Raw genomic sequence first — 244 nt, forward strand, 5'->3', positions numbered from 1 at the left:
CGACCGGGCCCACCCCTACCCCCTGCTCATGGAGCGCACGCCTTACTCGGCCGGCCCGCGGGGCGAGACGAACTACCCCGTGCGCGGCCCCGGCCCAGCCGCCGAGCTGAGCGAGGAGAAGTACATTTTTGTGTACCAGGACGTGCGACCGGGCCCACCCCTACCCCCTGCTCATGGAGCGCACGCCTTACTCGGCCGGCCCGCGGGGCGAGACGAACTACCCCGTGCGCGGCCCCGGCCCAGC

The 244-nt window shown here is 73.4% G+C and carries 1 protein-coding gene; it reads left to right on the forward strand.

Annotated features, from left to right (window positions below; genetic code table 11):
- Positions 1-28: 28 nt before the first annotated feature.
- The coding region (locus BEN49_RS30610; protein ID WP_162276477.1) for a hypothetical protein at positions 29-244 on the forward strand (216 nt) is incomplete at its 3' end.

The organism is Hymenobacter coccineus (genome assembly GCF_001816125.1).
GTDB classification, from domain to species: domain Bacteria; phylum Bacteroidota; class Bacteroidia; order Cytophagales; family Hymenobacteraceae; genus Hymenobacter; species Hymenobacter coccineus.